This window comes from Brevundimonas sp. DW-iso22 (assembly GCF_058725425.1).
Map to the genome: position 1 here is coordinate 116,384 of NZ_JBZXEB010000009.1, position 24,990 is coordinate 141,373.

The 24,990-nt window shown below is 61.9% G+C and carries 23 protein-coding genes; 2 read left to right on the plus strand and 21 right to left on the minus strand.

Annotated elements, in window-relative coordinates; translation table 11 throughout:
* Nucleotides 1–22 precede the first annotated feature (22 nt).
* From AC4PRM_RS15540 to AC4PRM_RS15575, 8 genes are read right to left on the minus strand one after another with little or no spacing between them, the layout of a single operon-like run.
* Complete coding sequence (locus AC4PRM_RS15540; RefSeq protein ID WP_492040548.1) at nt 23–583, minus strand: sugar transferase; 561 nt, start codon at nt 581–583, stop codon at nt 23–25.
* Nucleotides 584–587: 4 nt separating this feature from the next.
* Nucleotides 588–2,063: an aminotransferase class I/II-fold pyridoxal phosphate-dependent enzyme gene (locus AC4PRM_RS15545; RefSeq protein WP_492040549.1), complete on the minus strand. Its 1,476-nt coding sequence runs from the start codon at nt 2,061–2,063 to the stop codon at nt 588–590.
* Nucleotides 2,060–2,680, minus strand: a complete 621-nt coding sequence (locus AC4PRM_RS15550) for an acetyltransferase (RefSeq protein WP_492040550.1) — start codon at nt 2,678–2,680, stop codon at nt 2,060–2,062. Before AC4PRM_RS15550 ends, AC4PRM_RS15545 begins: the two co-directional genes overlap by 4 nt.
* 2 nt (nt 2,681–2,682) lie before the next feature.
* The gene (gene neuC, locus AC4PRM_RS15555; RefSeq protein ID WP_492040551.1) at nt 2,683–3,810 is read right to left on the minus strand and encodes a UDP-N-acetylglucosamine 2-epimerase; all 1,128 of its coding nucleotides are present in this window, start codon (nt 3,808–3,810) and stop codon (nt 2,683–2,685) included.
* Nucleotides 3,811–3,812: 2 nt separating this feature from the next.
* On the minus strand, nt 3,813–4,859 hold the full coding sequence (gene neuB, locus AC4PRM_RS15560) for an N-acetylneuraminate synthase (protein ID WP_492040552.1): 1,047 nt from the start codon (nt 4,857–4,859) through the stop codon (nt 3,813–3,815).
* Complete coding sequence (locus AC4PRM_RS15565) at nt 4,856–5,794, minus strand: NAD-dependent epimerase/dehydratase family protein (RefSeq protein ID WP_492040553.1); 939 nt, start codon at nt 5,792–5,794, stop codon at nt 4,856–4,858. The genes neuB and AC4PRM_RS15565 overlap by 4 nt, the downstream gene beginning before the upstream one ends.
* Nucleotides 5,787–7,124 (minus strand): oligosaccharide repeat unit polymerase, encoded by a 1,338-nt coding sequence (locus AC4PRM_RS15570; RefSeq protein ID WP_487920971.1) that lies wholly within the window; start codon nt 7,122–7,124, stop codon nt 5,787–5,789. Before AC4PRM_RS15570 ends, AC4PRM_RS15565 begins: the two co-directional genes overlap by 8 nt.
* 37 nt (nt 7,125–7,161) lie before the next feature.
* On the minus strand, nt 7,162–8,265 hold the full coding sequence (locus AC4PRM_RS15575) for a phytanoyl-CoA dioxygenase family protein (RefSeq protein WP_373258793.1): 1,104 nt from the start codon (nt 8,263–8,265) through the stop codon (nt 7,162–7,164).
* Nucleotides 8,266–8,484: 219 nt separating this feature from the next.
* On the opposite strand from AC4PRM_RS15575, the gene AC4PRM_RS15580 reads away from it, so the two are divergent.
* Nucleotides 8,485–9,309, plus strand: a complete 825-nt coding sequence (locus AC4PRM_RS15580; RefSeq protein ID WP_492040554.1) for a 2OG-Fe(II) oxygenase — start codon at nt 8,485–8,487, stop codon at nt 9,307–9,309.
* On the opposite strand, the gene AC4PRM_RS15585 is transcribed toward AC4PRM_RS15580, so the two are convergent.
* From AC4PRM_RS15585 to gmd, 13 genes are read right to left on the minus strand one after another with little or no spacing between them, the layout of a single operon-like run.
* Nucleotides 9,299–10,753 (minus strand): capsular polysaccharide export protein, LipB/KpsS family, encoded by a 1,455-nt coding sequence (locus tag AC4PRM_RS15585; RefSeq protein ID WP_492040555.1) that lies wholly within the window; start codon nt 10,751–10,753, stop codon nt 9,299–9,301. The two genes, AC4PRM_RS15580 and AC4PRM_RS15585, sit on opposite strands and share 11 nt — an antisense overlap.
* A 2-nt stretch (nt 10,754–10,755) precedes the next feature.
* Entirely contained in the window at nt 10,756–11,697 is a 942-nt protein-coding gene (locus tag AC4PRM_RS15590) for an NAD-dependent epimerase/dehydratase family protein (RefSeq protein ID WP_492040556.1), read from the minus strand.
* Nucleotides 11,694–12,965, minus strand: coding sequence for a lipopolysaccharide biosynthesis protein (locus AC4PRM_RS15595; RefSeq protein WP_492040557.1), 1,272 nt, complete (start codon nt 12,963–12,965; stop codon nt 11,694–11,696). Before AC4PRM_RS15595 ends, AC4PRM_RS15590 begins: the two co-directional genes overlap by 4 nt.
* On the minus strand, nt 12,962–13,777 hold the full coding sequence (locus AC4PRM_RS15600) for an SDR family oxidoreductase (RefSeq protein ID WP_373258787.1): 816 nt from the start codon (nt 13,775–13,777) through the stop codon (nt 12,962–12,964). Before AC4PRM_RS15600 ends, AC4PRM_RS15595 begins: the two co-directional genes overlap by 4 nt.
* Nucleotides 13,777–15,177: a glutamate-1-semialdehyde 2,1-aminomutase gene (locus AC4PRM_RS15605; protein WP_492040558.1), complete on the minus strand. Its 1,401-nt coding sequence runs from the start codon at nt 15,175–15,177 to the stop codon at nt 13,777–13,779. Before AC4PRM_RS15605 ends, AC4PRM_RS15600 begins: the two co-directional genes overlap by 1 nt.
* 9 nt (nt 15,178–15,186) lie before the next feature.
* Nucleotides 15,187–15,852, minus strand: a complete 666-nt coding sequence (locus AC4PRM_RS15610; RefSeq protein WP_373258783.1) for an LbetaH domain-containing protein — start codon at nt 15,850–15,852, stop codon at nt 15,187–15,189.
* Nucleotides 15,849–16,625, minus strand: coding sequence for an imidazole glycerol phosphate synthase subunit HisF (gene hisF, locus AC4PRM_RS15615; protein ID WP_373258781.1), 777 nt, complete (start codon nt 16,623–16,625; stop codon nt 15,849–15,851). The genes AC4PRM_RS15610 and hisF overlap by 4 nt, the downstream gene beginning before the upstream one ends.
* On the minus strand, nt 16,625–17,248 hold the full coding sequence (hisH, locus tag AC4PRM_RS15620) for an imidazole glycerol phosphate synthase subunit HisH (protein WP_373258780.1): 624 nt from the start codon (nt 17,246–17,248) through the stop codon (nt 16,625–16,627). The genes hisF and hisH overlap by 1 nt, the downstream gene beginning before the upstream one ends.
* 11 nt (nt 17,249–17,259) lie before the next feature.
* Nucleotides 17,260–18,435: an N-acetyl sugar amidotransferase gene (locus AC4PRM_RS15625; protein WP_492040559.1), complete on the minus strand. Its 1,176-nt coding sequence runs from the start codon at nt 18,433–18,435 to the stop codon at nt 17,260–17,262.
* 2 nt (nt 18,436–18,437) lie between these two features.
* Entirely contained in the window at nt 18,438–19,187 is a 750-nt protein-coding gene (locus AC4PRM_RS15630; protein ID WP_373258777.1) for an acylneuraminate cytidylyltransferase family protein, read from the minus strand.
* The gene (locus AC4PRM_RS15635) at nt 19,184–19,954 is read right to left on the minus strand and encodes a glycosyltransferase family 2 protein (protein WP_373258775.1); all 771 of its coding nucleotides are present in this window, start codon (nt 19,952–19,954) and stop codon (nt 19,184–19,186) included. The genes AC4PRM_RS15630 and AC4PRM_RS15635 overlap by 4 nt, the downstream gene beginning before the upstream one ends.
* A 2-nt stretch (nt 19,955–19,956) precedes the next feature.
* Nucleotides 19,957–20,430 carry a dTDP-4-dehydrorhamnose 3,5-epimerase family protein gene (locus AC4PRM_RS15640; RefSeq protein ID WP_373258773.1) on the minus strand — a complete coding sequence of 158 codons (474 nt, stop codon included), beginning with the start codon at nt 20,428–20,430 and terminating at the stop codon, nt 19,957–19,959.
* 5 nt (nt 20,431–20,435) lie between these two features.
* Complete coding sequence (gene gmd, locus AC4PRM_RS15645) at nt 20,436–21,548, minus strand: GDP-mannose 4,6-dehydratase (protein ID WP_373258771.1); 1,113 nt, start codon at nt 21,546–21,548, stop codon at nt 20,436–20,438.
* A 217-nt stretch (nt 21,549–21,765) separates the two neighbouring features.
* Here gmd and AC4PRM_RS15650 point away from each other — a divergent pair.
* The coding region (locus tag AC4PRM_RS15650) for a M10 family metallopeptidase C-terminal domain-containing protein (RefSeq protein ID WP_492040560.1) at nt 21,766–24,990 on the plus strand (3,225 nt) is incomplete at its 3' end.

Genomic DNA, 24,990 nt, shown 5'->3' on the forward strand with positions numbered 1-24,990 from the left:
GCTCCGGCAGATCCCGATCGCGTCAGTGCGAGATATCCTTGGCGTGGACGACCTTGTCTATCGTCATCCATAGAATGCGCAGGTCCAGCAATAGCGTCTGCTGATGCAGGTACGCGACATCCAGGACAACCTTGTCCGGGATCGGGATTTCATCTCTGCCGTTGACCTGGGCCCAGCCGGTCAAGCCAGGGCGCAGCCGGTGCACGCCGTGCTCGGTCCGCAGTGCGATCAAATCGTCCTGATTGAACAAGGCAGGCCTTGGCCCGACGATCGACATGTCCCCGACCAGTATGCTCCACAACTGGGGCAACTCATCCAGGCTACTTTTTCTCAGAAATCCGCCGATGGGCGTCAGCCAGGACCGTGTGTCAGCCAGCAGATGGGTCGCCACAGGCGGCGTATCGATCCGCATCGAGCGAAACTTGGGCATGCGAAACAGGCGATTGTCGCGCCCGACCCGGTCGGACCAGTAGATCGCGGGGCCCTGCGATGTCAGGCGGACCGCCACGGCCACACCAGCCATGACCGGCGCAAGAGCGATCAGCGCTGAGCCAGCCATGAGGACGTCGAACAGGCGCTTCATGGCGTCAGCGGACTTTCAGCACATCGCGCATGACGCCGATGATCCGCTCAATCTCGGCAGGTGTCATGTTTGAACCCGAGGGCATGCACAGGCCGGTCTCGAATATTCGGTCGGATACGGCATCGTTGCCGTGTGCGAAGTGACGGCATCCGGCAAAGACCGGCTGCTGGTGCATGGGCTTCCACACTGGCCGGGCTTCGATCATCTCCTCGGCCAGGCGAGCGATGATCTGGCTGACGGAAACGCCTGAGATGGCCGGGTCGATGGTCAGGGTCGACAGCCATCGGGTCGAATAGCTCCAGTCGGGCTCGGGCATCCACTCCAGGCCGGCAATGTCGCCCAGGCCGTCGCGGTAGGCCTCGAAGACGCCGCGACGTGCTTCGACACGTTCACCCAGAACCTGAAGCTGTCCGCGACCGACACCCGCCAGGATGTTCGACATACGGTAGTTGAAGCCGATCTGGCTGTGTTGATAGTGCGGGGCCGGATCGCGGGCCTGAGTGGCCAGGAAGCGTGCCTGAGTGATCAGCGCCTCGTCGTCGGACACCAGCATTCCGCCGCCCGAGGTGGTGATGATCTTGTTGCCGTTGAAGGAGTAGATGCCCATCCGGCCAAAAATGCCCGAGGGTTTGCCCTTGTAGCGTGCGCCCAGGCTTTCGGCGGCATCCTCGATGATCGGCACACCATGCCGGTCGCAGATTTCGACCAGAGCATCCATGTCGGCACTCTGGCCGTACAGATTCACAACGATGACCGCACGGGGCATCCAGCCCTCAGCTTTCGCCGCGTCGAAGGCGCGCTCCAGGGCGACAGGCGACATGTTCCAGCTACCCGGCTCGCTGTCGATAAAGACCGGTTCGCCACCTTCATATACGATCGGATTGGCCGAGGCCGAAAAGGTCAGGGTCGAGCAGAAGACCTTGTCTCCCGGCTTCACGCCCAGCATGCGCACCGCCAGGTGTATGGCTGCAGTGCCTGATGAAAGGGCGGCGGCGTGGCCGACGCCGACCAGATCAGCGACCTCGCGCTCGAAGGCATCGACATTGGGACCCAGGGGCGCAATCCAGTTGGTGCGAAAGGCCTCTTCCACGAAATGCAGTTCCGCCTCGCCCATGTGCGGCGTGGACAGGAGGATAGGCGTGCCGATATCGCGCCGGTTCAGGACACGGACAATCCGGCCCTCGCCATCGATAAGCGGCAGGTGATTGATCTCGTGCCGATCCATCAGGGCCAGCGCCGCCTTGCGGCTGGTGTCGTCCGGTGCGGTGACGGAGGACAGCGGCGGCAACATCTCCAGCGTATCGCCCATCTCAGCGCCATTCAGGAGCAGGCGGCGCAGATCGCCGTCCGTGACCGTGCGAAGGAACCTACCCTCGTCATCGACCAGCAGCAGCATCTGCATGCCCGAGGCGTTGATCGTCGACATGGCGTCGCGGATGGTCGCGGACCGCGCGGCGCTGAAGTCACTAAGTTCGGTCATGCGGGATCTTTCAGAGAGGCCGGAACGCCCGTCCAGGTCTGTCCGGCCAGGACGTCGCGCGTGACAACGGCACCTGCGCCGATGATGGCATCGGCTTCGACGGTCAGACCGGGCAGTACGACGGCACCTGCACCGATCAGGGCGCGGGCTCCGATGCGAACGCCGCCGCCCAGCGCGCAGTTGGGTGCAAGATGAGCGAAATCCGCGACTTCGCAATCATGATCGACGACCGCGCCGTGATTGACGATCACGCCAAGACCGAGACGCACGTCAGGCCCGACGACACAGGTGGCCGCCAGAAACGCGCCGGCACCGACCTCTGCAAACCGTGAAATGGTGGCTGCGGGATGGACCACGGTGGCCGCTCGCGCCCCACTCTGGGTCGCAGCTCTGGTCAGGCGTTCACGCGCTGTCCCCGAGCCGACGGCCACGTGAAAGGCCTGGCCGGACATGGCGGCAACCACTTCCGGCACGGCGATCCTCAGGCCCAGCCATGACAGGCCTTCGCGCTCGGTCGCGCCATCTCGCGCCACGATGTCGGACAGGCCTGCGCCCGACGCCAGCAGCGCGTCCAGAACCACCTTGCCGTGGCCACCTGTCCCGATCAGATGGATCATCTTCAGTATCCGTTGACCTTCATCATCAGCGTCGGCCCCAGAGGCGCGGATGCCAGCAGGTCGGCGATGCGTTTCGCCGCCTGCCCGTCGCCATAGATGTTTTGCGCGGGAAAGCGACCCTGATCGAGTGCCGCAGCGATGGCCTCGGCCAAACGGACTGGCGAACTGTCGACGTCGGCCACATTGGCATTGCGCTCACGCATGTTCTGACGCGGGCCGACATTGACCACCGGTGTGCCGAAGCTGGCGGCTTCGATGATGCCGGCGCTGGAGTTTCCAATCATCAGGTCGGCGGCAGCCATGGCAGCGATGAAATCCGGCCTGGCCAGATGGGTCTTCACGACGACGCCCGGTCGTTCCTGCATCTTCAACACCTGCCGAACACCCTCGGCACCGGCGTCAGCATTGGGCATCAGCGCCAGAACCTGCACAGCGGCCCGAGCCAGAGCTTCGAGGATGTGACGAGTGTGATCTGCCGCCGCGTCGGCCTCTTGCAAGACGGGGTGATAGACCATCAGGGCAAATGGTCGCGACGGGTCGAGGCCATGGCTCTGTGCGATGGCGGTGCGGTTCGGAAGGGTCAAATCCGTCAGACCATCCAGACCGGGTGCACCTGTCACACGAACATTGCCTGGGGCTTCGCCCATACGCATCAGCCGATCGCGCGAGCCTTCGGTCGCCGTGAAATGCAGATGGCTGAGCCTGGATATGGCATGTCGCACCGGCTCGTCGACCGTGCCGGACAGTTCGCCGCCGTGGATATGGGCCACTGGAATATTCAGATGCAGCCCTGCGATAGCCCCGGCCAGCATCTCACCCCGGTCGCCGAGGAGTAGAACGATGTCAGGACGGATGGCCTCCAGCGCATCGGTGAAGGCCGTCACCATCGTCCCGATATTGCGGGCCATCGTCGCGCCCGTCGCCGGGGTCAGGGGCACAGGCACGCGAGCCTGAATGTCCAGACCAGCCGCCTCGATTTCCTCGACCGTGTAGCCATGATCGGCCGACAGATGCATGCCAGTCACGATCATGGATAGCGACAGGTCCGCGTGGTCGCGGATCACGGCCAGGGTCGACTGCATAAGACCAAAATCGGCTCGGGTGCCGGAAATGTAGCAGACCTTGCGCATGCTCAGTCCGGGGCCTCGCCGGACAGGTCGCCCCAGATCAGGGGCTGACCCGCATCCACACTGTGCCGCAATGTCCGCCCGATGACGTCGTCCCTATAGCGGGGCGCTATGCCCGAGGCCGGACGCAACAGGATGAGGTCATCCAGCGTCACCACATGACCGGCAGGCAGCGCGCTGCGGGCCGTTACGGAACGCCTGGCGACGGCGCGGACAGGCAGTTCGGCCTCGGTCGGTGCCTTGACCGATGAGCCAAGCGCCACCTCGACGTCGCGGATCTGCCGAACCAGATCGGCCAGTTGCTCGACGGTCAGCGACGCCCGGTGATCGGGTCCGGGGAGGGTGACGTCCAGGGTGAAATGTTTCTCGATGACCGTGGCCCCAAGGGCAACCGCCGCCGTGGACACCGCCAGGCCAAGGGTGTGATCTGAATAGCCGACAGGCAGCCCCGTCGCCTCGGCGATCGTGCGCATGGCTCTGAGGTTCACGTCCGACGGTGCTGCCGGATAGTTGGACGTGCAGTGCAGAATGGTCAGCATCTGCGCCAGTGGCGTTGTCAGTCCCGCTTCTGCCCGCGCCTGTGAGATCACCGCGACTGCATCGACGATTTCATCAAGGGTCGCCATGCCGGTCGACACGATCAGGGGGCAATCCAGCCGTGCCAGGTGCTTCAGGAAGGGGTGGTTGACGATCTCGCCCGATGGCACCTTGATCCGGCGCATGCCGTGAGACACGAGAAAGTCTGCGGCCTCCTCGTCGAATGGCGTGGACATGAACTCAACGCCAACTTCGGCGCACCGGGCGATCAGGCGCTGGTGCAGGTCTTCGGACATCTCCAGCGCCTTGAGCATGGCGTGCTGGCCACCCTCACCGGTCTCGCGCTTCTGGTAGTCGGCCTTTTCGGCTCCCGGCGCGGCAAGCTTGTCGGCAGAAAAGGTCTGGAACTTGACCGCATCCGCCCCGGCACGTTTGGCCGCGTCGACCATGGCCAGCGCACGGTCGGCGTCGCCATTATGATTGACGCCCGCTTCGGCGATGATGAAGATTGTCATCGTTCGATGCCCGCTGCAGCTGTCGGTGGGGTCCAGTTCAGACGCTGGCATGTGTGCGAGATGTCGATCTCCAGGTCCTCGGTCAACTGGCTGGCCATGCGCCCACGCCCGGCGGTCTTCAGCGCCAGTCGCAGCAAGGCTTCCGGCATGGGCCACAGATTGGGGCGCACCCCGATCTCGTCGGCCATGGACTGAACCAGAGCACGTGTGGACAGGGGACGCCCGTCGCTGACCATCAACGTCTGGCCAGAAGCCTGGTCGTGATCAATGCAGACGTGGACGAGGTCTGCCAGAGTGCCGCAAGATACCAGGTCGCGCCGGTTGCGATTGATGCTGCCGAATGGCAGTGGCCACCCCCTACGCACGGCACGATACAGGGTCGCGAGGTTGCCCTTGACGCCCAGCCCTGTGATCAATGGCGGTCTCAGAACAACGATCTCCAGAGACGTTCGCTTCGCGATTTCAGCCAGGCCGCGCTCGGCGTCCAGCTTGGATTGGGCATAGGGGCCGGTTGGCTGCGGTGCGTCGTCGTACCGGAACCCACGACCATGAGTGGCCCCGCCATTCACGTGGGCCGAAGATATGAAGATGAAGCGTCGCACGCTGGCAGCGGCAGCCTGCTCAGCCAGAGCCAGGGTGGCATCCACGTTGGTCCGGCGGAAAGCCGCATGATCCTGAGTATCGGCAGCGGACGTCTGGTGGGCGCGGCCTGCCGTATGGATCACACAATCCACATTCCTCAAGGATTCAGACCAGTCGATCGCCTGGGACATGTCGCCCACGACGACGCTTTCGATACCGTTCTGCGTCGGCACCACCTGGCGCATGGTGACCCGTACCAGCCACCCCCTATTGTTTAGATCGGCAGCCAGAGCGCGCCCGAGGAACCCGTTGCCCCCGGTGATCAGCAGGTGTCGATCGGATCGGTCAGCCACGAACAGGCCCCGTCGGCGTGACAGCAGGACGCCAGCGCATAACGCGGGCCGACATGAAGGCCACGACCAGCCAAAGGTGCGTCACCAGCCCGTTCGAGAAACCGATGGGCGTATTAATGACACTCAGGAGGATGCCGATTACAACGATCGGTGCCGCCAGCAACCACCGAGGATCGGTAGCCTGCTTGACCTTCTTGTAGACCACGCCGGATAGCCAGCCCCAGAGGAAACAGGGCAGAAGTCCCAGGAACTTGAAATCGACGAACAGCGACCCGAAGGCAGAGGGCAGGAAGCCGTAGGTATTCAGACTCAGCAGATGGCCAAATCCTGTAGCCAGGAAGTCGCTGTTTGTCCGACGCACAATGGCCGATGAGATGTCGATGCCATAGGCGGTCCACATCATCGGGCCTTCGTAGCTGGTGAAGATGGTGTTCGACATCACGAAGCCCTGGACCACATACCAGACGAAGACGAAGACCAGATAGGTCAGATCCGGACCCAAGACGGTGAAGAAGACGTCGGCGAGCGGGCCGTTGAAGTTTACTCCCCACGACGAACCGGCGATCCCGAACATGGCGTCGACGCCCCCGACGACATCGGCCCGGACGATGAAAACCCGCGCGAAATAGACGGTCATACAGGCGACCAGAACGCCGATCAGAACGCGTGACGCGGTGTTAAGCTTGAAGATCGGCCTACGCTTCCGTCTTGGTGCCGAGACCTTGGCTCCGGGCACGCCGTTGGCGAAAACGTGCTTGCGCAGCAGGTATGAAAAGCCAGTCACCAGCATGGCGTAGAAAAGTGGATTACGTCCCCCGGCGGAGAGCGACACCATCAGGATCGGCCCGAAACCAAACACGGCGGTGCGCCAGAGTATAGGTCTCGGCCGAAACGTAATCTCACGGACGAGATAGATGTAGGCCGCCGGAGATGTGATGAAGGCGATCTGGAACCACACGGTACTTGCCGACTCCGCCGCACTCAGCAAACCGCCCGCCCGGTCTGACCGGACCTGATAGGAATCGATGAGGTTGAACAGGTCGCGCCCCTGCACATCCATGATGCAGGCAACCAGGGCGATGGCCGAGGCGGTGACCAGAATGCGGTCCGTCATGCGGAAGTCGATGGCGACATCTATGGGCATCGGACGCTGGACCATGCGGCGGGATGCTGCGGTCGCCCCCAAGCAGTAGGCCGCGATGAACAGCAACAGGATCAGCAGGCCGTAGAGTGACATGACCCTGTTCTCGAGCTGGAACGGCAGCACGTAGAACATGACCACGCAGACCGACCAGACGATCAGCATCAGGACGGCGGGGTGAAATTTCATGGAGTATTCCGACGTCCCGTTGGAGCGGCTGGGTTCGTCATCCTATGACGCAGGTAATGACGCGGCGCTCACCGCTTTCCACCATACCGCCCCGGTGGATGCCCTTGGTGTCGAACAGCACAATTGACCCCTCTGGAGCGGTAATGGCCCACAGGCCGCAGGCGATGTCTTGGGCCAGGGGCGCAGTGGGCAGCAGATCGTTGCCGAAGCTACCCTTTTGCCTGAACTTGGCAGGCAGGGCGGCGAACCGCGCGCGCGACACCGCGTCTGTTCCGGCCAGGCCGTTGGAATCGTTTGCCTCGCAGATCAGATCGTCAACAGTGCTGATCTGCATCCGATGTGACCCGACGACATAGCTGAACGGGCCGTTCGTCGGCCCCACATCCGTCATGTAGATGATGGCCTTGAGGTCGCCGCCGGAGGCGTCGCGATGGCAATAGGCCGACCCCGGAAGTTCCGACGGTGGTGTGTCAGGAAAGATATCCTTCCAGAAGGTGTCGCTGGCGTCGTTGATCTGGGGATTGACGTCGATGACCTTGCCTGGACGCTGCATGTAGGCCGAGGCGACATCCATGATACCGGCGTCTGTCAGTACGCGCTCGATGACATCGAAAAGGGCCATCTGCTCGCGCCGTGTCGTTCGGCCACGCGATTCCTCGAACGCCCGCTTCTTTCCGGCCCGCTGTTCCCGGCGTTTGCGCAGGACCTCGAACTGCGGGCTAGCAACTTCGTCCAGCGTGGCAAAGTCCTTGGGTCGCATGGTCACAACATGAATCCCGTCGCGGCCCAGATGGCCCGTACCGGGATCAGCCCGCATGATGCGAGCGGACCGCGCAGGGGGGCGCGCGACCATGTTCTTCAAGGCGTGTCCGACCATGCTTGCGCGACCGCCAAACGTGGCGTCGGATCGAACGTCGTTGGGTATCATCTCGTAGCGGACCAGTCGCTTGATCAGCAACACGGCCATGCTGGACAGGAAGATGGACAGACCACCGATCCTGTTCGCCAGGCTCGGTCTGACGGCCAGATCACGATAGGCATCATGTGCCGCATAATCGACCAGGTCAGGACGCCAGGCCTGCTCCGGAAGAGCCACGATGGCTGCGTCAGGCTCCACCAATCTGTAGCCCTCGCCGTCCATGCAATCCGATCCTCTCGAGGGCCGAGACCCGACGTAAAAACTCTAGACTGAAACCCAACCGGTGACGATGGGGCTCCATGACAAGTGGCGCAGGCTCTAGCCAATGCCCCTGAAGCGGGTCAAGTTCAAGGCGCTGTTAAGGCGCTCGTCATGGGTGGGGAGGTGTGCTTTACCGACGGCCCAACCCACTTACCTTTCGTGGGCGTTAGGAGATGGTATATGAATCGCGAAGACCTGATCGACATTGTCATTTCGCGCCTCGATAGATCCGTTTCGGATCAGTGGGCCACACCCGTAGCGGGAACCGCAACGCGCTGCGCCATTGTCGAGGATTTACTGCCGGCGTCCGTTGCACATCAGATTTTCGACGCCTTCCCGAAGGACGCCGAAGGCTTTCGCACCTTGAAATCGTTCCGCGAACACAAGCGCCAAGCTTTCGACCTGAGTGGATTTCCGCCGATTTTGACGGAAATAACCTATGCTCTGCAGGACCGCCGCGTCGTAGACCGGGTGGGTGAATTGACCGGCATCGTTGATCTCGATGGCGACCCGACTCTCTATGCTGGCGGCCTGTCCATGATGTTCCCGGGTCAGTTCCTTAACCCCCACGTCGACAACAGTCACGAAGCGAGTAAGTCCAAATATCGGCGTATCAACACACTGTTCTACGTCACGCCCGGCTGGGAAAAAGAGAACGGCGGAAATCTGGAGTTGTGGGACGAAGAGGTGTCGGTGCCGCACACGGTGGTGTCGAAGTTCAACCGACTCGTCTTTATGGAAACGAACCGCAGATCGTGGCACTCCGTCAGCCCAATCGTCGCCGGACCCCCTCGGTGTTGCGTATCCAACTATTACTTTTCGGCTCAATCGCCCGACGAAAGCGACTACTACCATGTGACGTCCTACAACGGACGCCCGGAGCAGCCCGGGCGCCGTCTGTGGAGCAAGCTCGACAATACGGCCCGCCAGTTCGCACGTGAAAAGCTGGGCATGAAGCGGGCCGCCGATGCGGGGAACGCCAGGACGACGCCGCCTAAGGCCTAGGCCTGACGTTCAAGGGGGAACCTTCGTGGCCTCCCATGTAGGGCCCCAGGTTGCGGCCGTGCCAGTCCTCATCCTGCGGTCCCATCCGTCGCAGGCGGAGCCCCAGCTCGCGGCCCATCTGGTCGGCTTCGGGATTAGGTCTGTCTTCGCGGAAGCCGAACAGCGACATGAATGGCCCGTCGAAACTGCCGCTCAGTAGATGACTGATAATTCGGGTCTGTCGCTCCTCGATGGACAGGGGCGGCGCAGTTTCCAGCAGCCAATCTGCGACTCTTGCCAGATCGTGCCATTTCCTAAGCACCAGAAAATCCTGATCGACGACGTAGTAGGCCTTCCCGGTCACCGATGCATTACCCAACAGTGCGGCCTGCAAGCCTAGCGTCCCGGTCGCCGTGACGCTGACACCGCATTCGGCCAACATGGCGTTTCCGCTGACCTCATAAGGCACCAGAACGACATTGGGGATAGCCTGCAATGCCCGCAAGAATGCCGTCTGACGAAAGCCAAATTGGAGGGGATGATCCTTGACGACGATCTGAAAGCCCGCCTTCGACAGGCGATCAGCCAAATCGACCAGCATGTCTTCCTGCTTGATGAGACGAAGATCGTCGAGCCAGTAATCGATGGCCGCTTCAGGAAACACTTGAAGGCCTAATAGAACCCGACGGGCCTTGGGAAATGCTTCCAGCTTTTCCTGCCAATCGTGCTCGACCATGTCTACGACCTCCACATCCCGAAGCCGCGCCTTGTGTCCCAACCAAGATTGGGCATCGAGAAAATGTTGGTTCAAGGGGTCACGAAGAGCCCAAGCATAAAGCCTCATGACCACCCCACGAACCCAGAAGCGCAGTTGTGTCAGGTAAAATTTGGTGCGGGTGAAGGTCTTAGCGTTCTGCACATAAGCAGGGGCGAATTCGGGGTCCGCGATCTCTGCGACTCTGGCCGCGACCACTTCAGTAGGCGGAGTCTGTTGCGACCTGATCAGCATCCCTCGGTAGAGCAACATACTCATGCCGGGCAGCGCGCTCGCCGTCAGCTCAAAATACGGAATGCCTCGGGCGCGGGCCCGACGTTCCAGCATGTCCGTGACGTAGTTGTCGATCGGCAAGCTGACGATGGCATCGGGCGCCAGATCGGCCAGCGCCCCTTCCATCGCCTCTGCCATGCCCAGCACCATGGCGGTGGCCTTCGCTCGGGGCATCCAGCGTAGCACGCGACAGCGGGCGATGGCGTCGGTGACCTCGGCCTGCGAGACTAGATCCGAGGCCTTATCAGCGCTGGCCTTGAACCGCTTATAGGCAGCGTAGAAATCGTCGGTGACCCAACGGTCGCCTCGTCCACGCTTGTCGGTCATCACCGTCACGCAATCCATGCCCATGTTGCGCCCGACATGGGTCCACCAGGGCTCGGTGCGAAAGATCGCATAGATCAGGACGTGCTTCACGATTACTCCTTGGCCAGGAACCAGGCCGCCGTCCGGCGCACGCCTTCGGCATTGGGGATGGTCGTCGGGCCATGAACGGCCTCGATGGGAGAGGTGTCGTAAAGATACTCGGTCAGCATGTTCTTCAGTCGCGGCGTTGTGAGGGGCGCAGGCAGCCCGAGACGGCTGGCCATGTCTCCGGCGAATGCCAGGGCTCTGGCAAGAGGCAGAGGAAGCGTCGCGATGCGACGACCGAAGGCGTCTGCGAAGCCGTCGGCCCAGGCTCGAAGTTCGATCGGGTCGCTGTCGGCCAGATAGAAGGTGCGGCCATGGACAGCCTCGGTCGGGGCTGTCGCAAGACTGCTGAGCTGAGCCGTCAGGTTCTCGATGTAGGAGTAGGATTTGCGAAGTGGCCGACGGCCGATGTGGAAATATAGGCCCCTGCGGATCAGTCCGAACATGCCCGTATAGTAACGACTCATTCCCGGTCCCCAGATGGTGGTGGAGCGCACGATCACCCATTCGCGTCCAGCGCCGTCGGCGCTCCGCACGCGACGTTCTCCCTCGGCCTTAGAATGCCCGTAACCCCCGACAGGGTCGTAGTCGGTATCAGACTCCGGCTGGCTTCCTGGTTGATGCACCAGTTGGGACGATGCCCAGATTATCCGCCGCACATAAGGTGACGTGGCCACGGCATTCATCAGGTTGGTCACACCTTCGGTATTGGCGCGATATCCGTTGACGGCTTGACCCTTGAGGTCGGTCTCCGCCGCCATGTTGAAGACGACTTCAGGCTGGAACTGGCCGAGAGCATAAACGAGGGATTCGGGCTCCAGCAGGTCTCCAAGCAGCGTGTCAGGACGTGCTTGTCGAGACAGGCCACGCACCTCGTGCCCTTGCTGACACAGATGTTGCATCAAGGCGTGGCCGACAAAGCCGCTGGAACCGGTGACCAGTATCTTCATGCGTGTTCGCCCTTGCCCACGTGACCGTTCAGCCTTGGGAGGACGCTCCAATTCAAGAGCGCGTACAGTCCGCTGGTGACGACCATTGCCCAGGCCGCGCCCCACAAACCGTAGACATGGGTCAGCCCGATCAGCAGAGCACCGCCCGTCGCAAATGCAACCGCCTGTCGGTGAAGCACCCAGCGTTCCAGATGTTTGGCATTCATGATCAGGGCCGCAAAATCAGCCGCCCCGCGCAGCGCAAAGCCCAAAAGCATGACTGATACGAGCGCCAGATCGACCTGAAACCGCGCCGACCATTCGCCTTGCGTCAGCTGATCGGCCAGCCACAATGCCGCAAGCAGCAGCGGCGTCGCTATCAAGGTGAGGCGATATTCCTTGAGCACCCGCCTGGCCAGCGACTGCGTTGGCTCGGTCTTTGCTGCGGCGAAAACCTTTGGCGTGATCCGGTTGAATGAGGCGATGTTGAACATCTGGTAGGCCAGTGAGACCAGCAGGGCATGGCGAAAATAAAGCCCGGTCTGATCGAGGGTGAGAAGCCCCCCGACTGCGAGGCGGTCGAACTGGAGCACCAGAATGGCGATCAGCCCGATCAGAAAATGCGTCATCGAGGCCCTGTGCTGGCCAAATATGTCCTCGCCCAAATCGAACCCCGTCGTCTTCGGCGCTGGCTTTCTGAAACGCACGAACATGATGGCCAGAACCGCCGTGGACAGCACGGCTCCGATCGTCCAGACCATCATGACATAGCCGAGGTCGAACATCGGCTGCATGAAGACCGCTGCACCCAGGGTCATCGCGGCCAGAAGCGCATTCTTGACAGCTACCACCACCAGCATCGGCGCATAGCGAGGGTTGATCAGGGCATACTGGTAAACCTGATTGGACAGGTGTTCGCCGACCACCACCACGACCGCCATCAGCAGAATGGTCCACGGCGCATGCGTCCAGAACAGGACGGCCAACACGAACAGCGGGATCATGACGACCCAGTTGAAGGCGAAGAATTTCAGTGCCTGTGTAACGTGGCGATCCATCACTCCGTCGGTTTCGCCAGCCGCACGTCGCTGGATGTCGATCTGACGTTCGAAATTGAAGGCAAAGGCGAACAGACCCACCAGCGTCGCGATCAGGCCGAACTGACCGGCCTGATCGACGCGCAATCCATAGGCGGCGGTCAGGACGATGCCGGCCCGCGCGGCCACATCGATCAGTTTGACGAAGACCAGATAGAAGTCGCGGTTCGCCTCCGGGACGGCGGCGGTCACCAGGCGGTCCACCCGCCGTCGACGGCCAGAACCTGACCGGTCACATAGGAAGAGGCCTCGCTGGCCAGGAACAACAGCGGCGGGCACATCTCCTCGCCCCGCGCCATCCGGCCCATCGGCACGCGTGCGGAGTATTTGTCTCCGAACACGGAGTTCTGCCCGCTGGAAACCCCGCCCGGAACGAGACAGTTCACGCGAATGCCCTTGTCCGCCCAATGGGTTGCCAGCCATTTCGTCAGCCCGACGACAGCAGCCTTGGATGCCGCATAGACAGCGGGTGTGTTGATTGGACCGCCCAGATAGTCCGAGCCTTCGTAGATGCGGCTGTCAGGGCCGACCAGCCCGTAGATGGAGGCGGTCTGGACAATGCGCCCGCCGCGTCCGGCCTTCAGCATTTCCTTGCCCACGGCCTGGGCCATCAGGAACATGCCGTCGATGTTGACCCCCATGACCTCGCGCCAGGTGTCCAGGCTATAGGTCTCGAACGGCTCGAAGAAGGCGCGAACGTCGGCGGTCTTGGTCGCCGCATTGTTGACCAGCACGTCGATCCGCCCGAACCGGGCCATCACAGCCTCGACGGCTGCGGCGACCGAGGCGGGATCGGAGACGTCGCAGCGGAAACCCGCGGCCCGGTCTCCGATCTCCGAAGCGACCGCCACGGCGGCGTCTTCAATCAGATCGACGACGGCGACGTTGGCGCCGGCTTCAACCAAGGCGCGGCAAAACAGTTGGCCCAGTATCCCGGCACCGCCCGTCACCAGGGCGACCTGTCCGTCGAGGCGAACAGGGGCGAATGTCGGTGCGTCGGCCATCAATTGTGTGTCCGGAAGACGGGCTTGATCGCCGCCCCGCTCAGATGGCTCTCGACCCCGTCCTCAAGCGCTCGGGCATAGACGGCCAGCGCTCCTTCGAAAGCCTCCATCGTCTGAGCCAGTTCGGCTTCGCCATGCGACTGCGAGATGGCCAGCCAGGGCATCATGACGCCCCGCTTCAGCATCTCCTGGGCGAACAGAGTTCGCATGGGCAGGGAGGGCTGGCCCGAGGCATCGCGGGTGACATAATTCAGGGCGACGGCCGGGCCCTCCATGAAGATGTGATCCTGCACGCCATGCCTGGCCGCAACCTCGGCCAGTCCAGACTTCAGCCGCGCGCCATAGTCCCACAGATGAGCAGGGACATTTTCGGCTGCATTGATGCGTGTCGCCTCGACGAAGGCTCCCAGCGCCGGCATTTCTGCGCCGTGGGTGGAAGACAGCAGGAAGGTCCGCTCCATCCCCGGCTCGACGATGGAGCCGACCTGCATGTATTCGCGCTTGCCGACCACGGCGGCCAGCGAGAAGCCATTGGCCATCGCCTTGCCATAGGTAGCCAGGTCCGCCTCGATCCCGAAGAAGTGCTGCGCGCCCTTCAGGTGCCAGCGAAAGCCAGTGATCATCTCGTCCAGGATGAACAGCGCGCCCTCCGCATGGGCCAGCGCCTTAACCTGATGCAGGAAGTTGCCCTGGTTCTGAGGGCAGGCCGAACACGGCGTTTTCGGCCACTGCGCCTGCGTCGGGCAGCCGGGGCAGGGTGTGATGTGCGTCGCGGGTTCCAGCATGACCGCCGCGATCTGGCCGGGATACTGGTCGAACAGGGCCTTCAGCGAGCCAAGGTCGTTGTAGTCGAATACCAGGGTCGTCGCAGCCTGATCCGCCAAGGTGCCGCGTTTGATCGCCGTGACCCCGATGAACCAGTCGTCAAACGAGAAGAAGGGATGCTGGCGCGGTACGCAGACGTAGCGGCGGCCGGTATAGGCCCGTGCAATCTTCACGGCGGCTGTCGTTACGTTGGAGCCGTTCTTGCCGAACTTGACCATCTCCGCACATGGGATCAGGTCGCAGATCAGCTCGGCCGCCTCGAGCTCGATCTCGGTGGCGCGCGTCAGATTCACGCCGTTCTCGATCTGGCGGATCGCGGCGGCATTCACCCGGTCGTCGGCATAGCCGATGGTGACGGCCCGCAAGGCCATGCCGTAGTCCAGATACTTCGTCCCGTGGGTATCCCAGACATAGGCCCCCTTGCCGCGGGTCAGCACAGGCGGCGCGCTGGACGGAAACTGGTCGTCACCGCGCGAATAGGTGTGGGCCCCACCCGGAATGGCCCTGTGCAGCCGGGCACGCAGGGCCGCAAAATCGGCCTGAGTGTTGGAAACGGGATCAGGGTCGGTCGTCATCGGAGGTTCTCAGACCCGCCAGAGCGGATAGGGCTTGTCCTGGTGTTTCGTTACGGCAGTCTTGGGGTTGCCGATGTAGAGGGTGTTGGCGGGCAGGTCACGGTCCAGAACCAGGGATTCGGCTGCGATCTGGCAATGGTCGCCGATGGTACAGGCTCCGAGCACGGCCGCTCCGGGTCGCAACGTCAGATGGCGACCCAGGGTCGGGAAGACGTCATTGTTCGAACCGATACCGCATCGCTGGTACGCCACGAAGAAATCGCTGTAGTGGCCACGCCCCAACACGGTCCCCAGCGGATGCACCAGCAGGAAGACGCTGGGCAGTTCGACCTCGTAGTAGGCGTCCAGGCCGTGAAGGGCCTTGTTCAACAGGAACAGCTTTGAACACAACGAAGCTGGTGCGCCCTGTCGATGGAGCTCGTTGGCCAGCAGATACAGCCACATCGCATATTGGTCGCCGTGGAGATGACTGAAGACCGTGTTCTGGCCGTCGAAGAAGTAGCGGTTGTCGATGTGACTGAAGCAGTGGTCCAGACGGGCCAGGGCTATATCGACCGCAGATCGCAACTCGTCTGCGGCTACGCAATCCGGGTCCGGGAACATGGCATTGAGCTGTGCAGCCGCATAGGTAGCCAGCCCCGCCGCATCCAGACTGGACCGCACCGGTCGCGTCATGAGCGGCTGCCCTTCTGGTTGCGAACGTTGACGCCGTTGGTCGCCAGATAGGTGCGGACCTTGATCGGGCTGTGGTCGGTGAAGATGAACATCGACGAGATGGTGATGGCCGATGCTCCGGCCTCCAGTGCAGCCTTGCAGTCGTCAAGGCTGCCAGCGCCCGAAGAGGCGATCAGCGGGATGTCCAGCCTGCCGGCAAGTGCGTCGATCATTTCCAGATCGTAGCCGTTCATCATGCCGTCTCGGTCGATGGACGACATCAGGATTTCGCCCGCATGCAGGTCCTGCATACGCAGAGCGAATTCGACCGGATCGTGAGCGGTCTGGACGTTGCCGCCGTGCCCGAAGACGCGTTTGCGACCGAATTCGTCGGCCTTGTAATCGATCGAGACGACGATGCACTGGTCCCCGAAACGGCTGGCGGCCTGGGTGATGAAGCCCGGGTCATCGATGGCGGCAGAGTTGATGCTGACCTTGTCTGCACCGCTTTTCAGCAGGGCCTCGATCTGGGCCAGGGTGCGCACCCCACCGCCGGCCGTCAGGGGCACGAAGACCTCCTCGGCCACCCGCTCGATGATGGAGCCGGCCACGGTGCGATTTTCGGCCGAGGCGTCGATGTCGACGAAGATCAGTTCGTCCACGCCATAGCTGTCATAGACCTTGGCGGTCGAGACAGGGTTGCCGGCTTCGCGCTGATCGTCGTGGAAGCGGCGCATCTTCACCAGACGGCCGTTCCGGATAAGGAATTTCGGGATGATCCGCTTCTTGAGCATCAGAATTCGTGCGCCAGCCAGTTCTGCAGAAGCTGCAGGCCGTTGTCCTGGCTCTTCTCCGGGTGGAACTGGGTCGCTACCAGATTGCCGCGTCGTACCGCCGCCGTCACCGTTCCACCGTGATCGGTTGTGGCGATGAGGTCTTGCGGATCGTGGCAGACCATGTGGAATGAATGCACGAAATAATAGTCGCTCTCGCCCGACGGCAGGCCCTTGAACAGCCATTCGTCTGGCGCGAACGACACGGCGTTCCAGCCGACGTGCGGCACCTTGGCCGGCGGGGCCACGTCGAGTGGCAGGATTTCGGCATCCAGCCAGCCGAGGCCCTGGTGTGTGCCATGCTCATGGCTGACGCGGGCGAACAACTGCATGCCCAGGCAGACGCCCAGCACGGGCTTCTTAACCTCCAGCGCCAGTCGGTCCAGCACGGGCCGCAGACCCTCCTTCGCGGCAATGGCTTTCATCGCATCGCCGAATGCGCCTACGCCGGGCAGGACCAGTCGGTCCGCCGCCTCCAGTTCGTCGAAGTCGGCCGTGACCACTGCATCCTCGCCGATATACTCGAAGGCGTTCATCAGCGAGCGGACGTTGCCCATGCCGTAGTCGATGATGGCGATGGTCATCGCTTTCGTCCCTACTCGACCTTGGCCTTCGGCGGCCCGACCGGGATGTGGCTCAGGTCGGTACGGTCCCACTTGTCGAAGTCGGGCATGATCGGCCCGGTCTCCATGTTCTTGCGGTCGAACTTCCACGGATGGACCTGGTGGGGTTCCAGATAGGCGTAGAACTCGTCCTCGGTCATCTGTATCTGCTCCAGGAACCAGTCCATCGAGGCCGGGCGCTTGCCGTCATACTGGGCCTCGATTTCCAAGGCTTCCTCGCGGGTCTTGCGGCCGTTGCGGATATCGATCGACAGCAGGTGATTGGCCCGCCCATAGCCGCGTTTCACGAACTTGGAATAGTCGCGCATCCCCTGGAAGGTGCATTCGACCTTTTCGTAGTCGTACTCGGGCGGCACGCCCTCGACCTCCTGGCCTTTCCAGCCCAGTTCCTTCTCGATCAGGGCGACGTTCGCCTTGGTGTCCCACTCGATATAGTTGCCCAGGCAGATCGACTGGACCTTCAGTTTGATCAGGTCCTTGCGCTTGGGATAGTCGAACATCCACAGGTCGCGGCGCTCGACCCGGCCCTGCAGGAACTCGTACATGTCGTCGGCGGTGATGCCCTGGTTCATCAGGCGGTTGAACCGCTTCTCGTCGACCTCCTCCATCTCCTCGAAGGTGTACCAGCTGTGGTATTCGGCGGTGCTTTCGCCCCAGAATAGCAGCGGCACCTCGAAGCGGACGGCCATGTGCATGACGCCGGAATAGATGCCGGTGTGGCAATGCCAGCAGAAGTCGCCGCGCCGCTTGAAGCTCTCCAGCATCAGTTCGCGCACGACGTGGAAGTTCGGCGTGAACTCGACCACGTCACAGCCCAGCTGCTTGAAGACCGAGGTATTCAACTCGTCGATCTTGGGCCGGTAGCCCCAGTGGTTGTAGCGCACCACCAGAGGCTTAAGCTTCAGCACCTTGATGATGTAATAGAGTTGGAAGACCGAGTCCTTGCCGCCTGAGTAGGGCACGATGCAGTCGTACAGGCCCTTGCCCTTGTGGGTTTCCACGATCTCGTCCAGCTGACGCTGACGGTCGGCCCAGTCGATTTTGTCCTGCTTGAACTCGACCTGGCGACAGACGGAGCAGACGCCCTGTTCGTCATAGGTAATGGTGTCGACGGTCTCGGGGGTGAGGCAGCGGGTGCACTTACGCATGGTCATTCCACATCGGACGGGGAGGTCCGGTCCTGTTGTTCTAGCATGTCGCGGTGGGTGGCGACGGCTTCGACGCAGATGAAATCGACCAGATCGTCGATCTCCTGCGCCTTGTGACGTGCGCTTTCATAGCCCAGCGTGCGCCCGTGGCAAAAGGTCTGCTCGCGGCGAAGGCCCTCGACCGAGGAAATGTAGAGGGTGCCATCCAGCACGAACAGCGGCTCGATGTCCTGCCGACGCGGCATGTCGGCGAACGAGGCGCTGGCATAGGGGGTGATGGACCCGTCGACGCCTCGTCGCACGGCAAAGGCCGGATGGGTCGCCTCCAGTTTCGAGACGCCAACGATGGCGTCGGCCCCGACCTCGATCATCTGGTTCAACGCCGAGTCAACGTCCGAACCTTCCGTCAGAGGGGATGTTGGCTCCAGCAGGACAACGTAATCATAGGTCTCGCCGTTCGCCGCCAGGGTGTCGAGCGCATGCAGTATGAAGCCCAGGCTGGGGGCCGTGTCGCTGGCCAGTTCGGCAGGGCGCAGGAACGGGGCTTCGGCACCGTGCGCAACCGCAATGTCCGCAAAAGACTGATCGTCCGTCGAGATAATGACCCGATCCACGTACGAAGACGACCTTGCCGCTGCGATCGGCCAGGCCAGTAGTGGCTTGCCGGCGAACGGACGAATGTTCTTCAGTGGCAGCCCCTTGGAGCCCTTGCGTGCCGGAACTATGGCCAGAACCCGTTTGCCATTGATCATGGTGTCGCCATCCGGCCGCGCAGTCGCTGCTGCAGCCGGTCCACGATCTTATGTATGGCAAAGCCTATGACGGGGTAGCGGATGCCCAGGTCGGCCTGGGCCTTACGAACCGCCCGATTCTGGCGCATCAGGCTGGCGAAGTTGCCGCCAGTTGCGCCGCCGGATCGCATCCGCACCATGATTTCGGGCAGATAGACCCACTTCAGGTCCAGAGTGTGGAACACGCGCATCATGAACTCGACGTCGCCCGCCTGGCGGTAACCCAGGTCGAATACGCCCGCTAGGTCATAGACGCGACGGCGCAGGAACAGCGTCGGATGGGCCGGGTGGTGACCGCGTGCGATATTGGCCTTTGTCGGCGGGCGAGAGCGCCATACGCGCTCGATCTTGCCGGTATCCACGGGATCGACATAGGTCAGGTCGCCAAAGACCACGTCAACCGTCTCGTCCTCGAAGGCCGCCATGACATCAGCCAGCACGGTTGGCGAAGCGTAGAAGTCGTCGGAGTTCAGGAAGCCGATGACGTCGCCGGTCGAGCGGGCGATGCCCTTATTATAAGCGTCAAAGATGCCCTTGTCGGGCTCCGACACCGCAGCGGTCACGCGTTTTCCTTCGCGCGCTACAATGGCCATGGTGTCATCGTTCGATGCGCCGTCGATGATCAGATACTCGAAATCCGGCAACGTCTGTTCATTCACCGAACGCACCGTATCGCCGATGGTCCGGGCGCTGTTCCAGCAGGCAGTGATCAGGGACAATCGGGCCATTGTTAGATTTTCGCCTGAGCCAGCGGCGGGGCCGCACGGTCCTTGTCGGACAGGATCACCGTCTCGACTCCAAGCATCTCGGGCAGTCGATCGGCGATAGACCAGGCCTGTTCCGACGCCTCGTCATACCCACCGTCGCAGGCGTATTCGAACAGCGAGTCCTCCAGCGCATAGAAGCCGTGAGCATACTGAGCCCCGATCCGCACCCAGCCATCTGCAGGCGTCAGTGTGGTCGTCTTCAGTTCCAGCGCTGGATCGCTCACGTCCACCACCACATCCACGATGACTCCCGACACCACGCGGATCACCTTGGTTTGTGCTGAGGGAGCCATCTGCACATGCAGCCCTCGAAAGACGCCTTTTCTGGAGAATGACCGTTTCAGAACCATGCTGTCGCTTTCGTACAGCACCTCCAGCCAGCCGCGATCGTCCTCGCGCCGGTGGGCCGTGTGATCCAGTCGAACGAAGGGGTCCAAGACCGTCAGCTCCAGTCCGCGTTCTTGACCAATACGGCCTTGCGGGCCGCCAGAAGGTCTGCCTCCATCATCTCGTCGACCATGGCCTCGAAGGTGATCTCGGGCTCCCATCCGAGCTTGGCCTTGGCCTTGGCGGGGTTGCCCAGCAAAGTCTCGACCTCGGTTGGACGGAAGTAGCGCGGATCGACGCGCACGATGGTCGCGCCCACCTTGATCGCGGGACAGCGGGTCTTTGCATGGGCGGGATCGATGGCTTCGACAACTCCGACCTCATCCACGCCCGTGCCTTCCCAGCGCAGGGTCACACCGATGCGCGCCGCCGACACCTCGACGAACTGGCGCACGCTGTACTGCTTGCCGGTGGCGATGACGTAATCCTCGGGCTCATCCTGCTGCAGCATCAGCCACTGCATGCGGACATAATCCTTGGCGTGCCCCCAGTCGCGCAGGGCATCCATATTGCCCAGGTAGAGACAGTCGCTGAGCCCTTGCGCGATTTCGCCCAGACCCCGGGTGATCTTGCGGGTCACGAAGGTCTCGCCGCGGCGCTCACTCTCGTGATTGAACAGGATGCCGTTGCAGGCGAAGATCCCGTAGGCCTCGCGGTAATTCACGCACATCCAGTAGGCGAACATCTTGGAGACCGCATAGGGACTGCGCGGATAGAAGGGCGTGGTCTCCGACTGGATCGGCTCCTGCACCAAGCCGTACAGTTCGGACGTCGAGGCCTGATAGAACTTCGTCTTCTTCTCCAGCCCCAGCAGGCGGATCGCCTCAAGAAGACGCAGGGTGCCCAGGGCATCGACGTCGGCCGTGTATTCCGGTGTCTCGAAACTGACAGCGACGTGGCTCTGGGCTCCGAGATTGTAAATCTCGTCCGGCTGAACCTCCTGAATGATACGCACCAGATTGGAGGTGTCCGTCAGATCGCCGAAATGCATCTGGAACCGCACGTCGCCTTCGTGGAGGTCCTGATAGATGTGATCGACCCTATCGGTATTGAACAGCGACGAACGGCGCTTGATGCCGTGAACGTGATAGCCTTTTTCCAGCAGAAATTCGGCCAGATAGGAGCCGTCCTGGCCTGTGACGCCAGTAATCAGGGCGGTCTTGGTCATAAGGGTCTCCAGCGCCGAAATAGGGCCGTCATACAGGAAAAAAGGTCAGATCGGCGTCGCCAATGCCCATCTGAAGCATCGGCGGGTGGTCCTATCGCAGGCCAAGCCCCTTTCACAAGGGTGGCTATATGCGACATCAAACATAGCACGGTTACGCTTGTCGTCTTTCAGGGCCGCGCTAGTGTGCCTGTGATGAGTTTTAAATCGGGGACTTCCCATGTTCGACACCTTTGCCGCTAATCGCTTCGACGCGCTGGATCACGGTAGCTCTGAAATGAGTTCTGATGGAGGGCGGCCGCGCTTCGTCGAAGGGGACGGCCCGGCCACAAATCCCTACTTCGGGGCGATTGCCAGCTACCAGGTGTGCGGCTGCTGCGGCGTATATCGAGGGCCCACAGATGGGACCGATGGTGGCCAGGGCGTCATACTGAACGGCGACGACCGGGGCGGTTTCGGTAGCAACGGCAAGCCGTCCCTGTTCACGGACGATGCCGGTGCTCAGATTACGCGGACCGGCCAGAGCTGGGCCACCGCTCTGGGTACTGCGGCGGTGGTGACCTACTCCTACCGTGCCAGTGCCGCGACCATGCCAACAGACACCCAGGGCTTCAGCCAGTTCAGCGCGGGCCAGATCGCGGCTGCGGAGCTGGCGTTCGCGGCATGGGCCGATGTGGCCAACATCACCTTCAACCGGGTGACGGATGCCGGCAGCGAATATTCCAACAATGCCACCATTGTGCTGGGCAACTACAGTTCCGGACAGAGCGGTGCCGCAGCCTTTGCCTATCTTCCCGGCGGGCGGCCCGGCGCAACGGCCTCCAGTGCCGTCCAGGGCGATGTCTGGATCAACAATTCCCTGTCCTACAACGCCACGCCGGTCCAGCAGGGCTACGGCCAGCTGACGATGTTGCACGAGATCGGCCATGCCATCGGTCTCAGCCATCCCGCAGCCTATAACGCTTCGGCCGGCACCCAGATCACCTATGGTGCGAACGCGACCTATTTCGAGGACTCCCTCCAGTACAGCGTGATGAGCTATTTCACGGAGCGGGAAACCGGGGCCGACTATCGTGTGAATGGGGCGGGTGGCAATCGTTACGCCTCCATTCCGCAACTCGATGACATCTCTGCGGTTCAGCGCCTGTACGGTGCAAACATGACGACCCGCACGGGCGACACAACCTACGGCTTCAATTCAAATGCAGGTCAGGTCTGGTTCAGCGCAACCAGTTCTGCATCGACCCTAATCTTCGCCGTCTGGGATGCCGGCGGTGTCGATACCTTCGACTTCTCCGGTTACACCTCCAACAGCACCATCGATCTTCGTCAGGCCTCGTTCTCGAGTGTCGGGGGCATGGTCGGCAACGTTTCTATCGCTCTGGGCGCGGTGATCGAAAATGCGATCGGCGGCGCTGGCAACGATACCATCCGCGGCAACTCCGCGGACAACCGGATCACGGGAGGTGGCGGTAACGACACCATCGACGGCGGTCTGGGGTCGGACACCGTCGTGTTTTCGGGTGCCAGGTCGTCGTATACTATCACGTGGAACGGCCAGGTGGGGACGGTCACAGGGCCGGGCGGTACCGTCACAATCAGGAACGTCGAGTTTCTGGTATTCTCCGATCAGACGATCGCCGCGGCCCCTACCGGCGGGCTGATCGTAGCGGGCGACATCACCGACGAGACGGTCAACGGCACCGCTTTGGCCGATACGATTGCCGGCCTGGGTGGGGACGATACCCTCAATGGCCTGGATGGAGACGACACGCTTGAAGGCGGCTCCGGAAACGACATTCTGAATGGCGGCTTGGGCAATGACCTTCTCATCGGTGGCATTGGTAACGACGCCCTGAACGGTGGGACCGGTATCGACACGGCTGATTATTCGGCTGCGGGTGCCGGGATTGTCGTGAACCTGGCCGATGGAACGGCATCGGGCGGAGGCGGCAACGATACCCTGTCAGGTGTCGAAAACCTGACAGGCACCACGTTTGTGGACAATCTGACCGGTGACTCCAACGCCAACGTCATCCGGGGCGGTGGGGGTTCTGATACCATAAGCGGTGGTGGAGGCGACGATCAGCTGTTTGCTGGGGCACCAGGTCAGTCCAGTGCCGCGTCGGACATCATCAAGTCAGCAAGCACGGCCAATGGCACGATCGCTTCAGCAGTCTCTGTGGCTGGAGGTTTCGATCTCTTGCCCAACCCCGATATCGCAAATTCTACAACGATCCCACACGCCACGGTGATTGCTACGACTCATGGTGGAGTAGAGTATTACGCTGTTACCGTATCGGCGGCGCAAGTCGTAGTTTTTGACATCGATAATGCATCATTCGATAGTACACTTAGAGTGTTTGATGAAAACGGCTTGGAACTTGCCCAAAACGACGACTCTGCATCGGATGGTGGATCGGAGACTGATTCGTCTATAAGTTTCTATTTTTCTTTCTCGGGCACGTACTACGTTCAGGTCGCCGAATGGGCCGCAAATTCCGGCGGTACCTTCACGTCCAAGCCGCCAGCGGCCGGCGGGACTTATACGCTGCATATTTCGGTTCCAAATGCCCCGGTTTCGCCGATTGTTTCGGTCGGGTCGACGCTGCACGGAGATGCCGGCGCAGATCGGCTCGAGGGTGGAACGGGTGCCGATACGCTGAATGGCGGTGACGACAACGACTTACTGATCGGTGCGGGTGGCGACGACATTATCGATGGCGGGGCCGGAACCGACACGGCGGTCTTCACTGGCAACAGGGCTGATTACACGATCGGCACGACCAATGGTGTGACAACAATCACCGGAGCCGACGGGTCCGACCGCCTGACCAATGTCGAGCGCCTTCAGTTCGCCAATGGCCTGTTCGACATCAACGGCGCGCCCGTCACCAGCGGCCCGATCAACGGCACATCCGGGAACGACACGCTACAGGGGACGTCCGAACCAGATGTCATCAACGGCGGCGCAGGCGATGACATTATCACGGGCGGCAGCGGTAACGACATTATCGACGGTGGCATAGGCACCGATACTGCAGTGTTTTCGGGAACGATCGCAGGATCGACTGTGACCACTTCCAACGGTGTCATCACGGTTGTCGGTCCGGACGGAACAGACACTTTGACCAGCATTGAGCGTCTGCAGTTCACCGATGGTACCTTGATCGTTGGTGCTGGAGGCGGCCAGTTTTTTGGCGGCACCCCGGGCAACGACACCACCAACGGCACGGCCTTTGCGGATGAGCTCTTTGGCCAGGGCGGTAACGACACCCTGAATGGCAATGGCGGTGATGACCTCATTTCCGGCGGTGCTGGCACAGACACGCTCAACGGCAACGACGGCAACGACCGTCTGATCGGCGGGGCCGGTAATGACACGCTGGTCGGCGGAGCCGGGATCGACACGGCGGACTATTCGTCGGCGGCGTCGGGGGTGACG